Origin of the sequence: Paraburkholderia sp. RL18-085-BIA-A (assembly GCF_046027075.1) — a bacterium.
Classification (GTDB): Bacteria; Pseudomonadota; Gammaproteobacteria; order Burkholderiales; family Burkholderiaceae; genus Paraburkholderia.
Window position 1 is genome coordinate 1 of sequence record NZ_JARESU010000556.1, and the last position, 648, is coordinate 648.

The following is a 648-nucleotide window of genomic DNA, read 5'->3' on the forward strand; positions in this document are numbered from 1 at the left end:
TCCCCAAGACGGCGCACGGGTATGCTCTGGACGATGGCGTCCAGTACCTCGGGGCGCACAGCCCGGACCATATCGGTCCCGATGTACCCCGGTGACACCGTATTCACCGTGATGCCCTTTGTCGCCACTTCCTGAGCCAGCGACATCGTGAACCCGTGAATGCCCGCCTTCGCCGTCGAGTAGTTGGTCTGGCCAAACTGGCCCTTCTGCCCGTTGACCGACGAGATGTTGATTATCCGGCCCCACTGCTTGCTGACCATCGCTTCGATGACCTGCTTGGTCACATTGAAGAGGCTCGTCAGGTTCGTGTCGATGACATCGTTCCAGTTTTCCCGGGACATCTTGCGGAACACGCCGTCTCGCGTAATGCCAGCGTTGTTCACCAGCACGTCAATGTCACCGACCTCCTTCTTGACCTTCGCAAAAGCGGCTTCCGTCGACTCCCAGTCCCCGACATTGCCCTCGGAGGCGATAAAGGAGAATCCGAGCGCGGCCTGCCCGGCCATCCAGCGTTCACGTCTGGGCGAGTTGGGCCCGCATCCCGCCACGACAGTCATGCCATCCTTGTGAAGCCGCTGGCATATCGCTGTTCCAATTCCACCCATACCCCCGGTTACGTAAGCGATTCGCTTTGACATGTTCTACCCC

Annotated in this window: 1 protein-coding gene; it reads right to left on the reverse strand. The window is 59.7% G+C overall.

Annotation, left to right across the window (positions count from 1 at the left end):
• Positions 1-638: acetoacetyl-CoA reductase (gene phbB, locus P0D89_RS53815; RefSeq protein WP_408371457.1), on the reverse strand; the 638-nt coding region annotated here is incomplete at its 3' end.
• Positions 639-648: the final 10 nt, after the last annotated feature.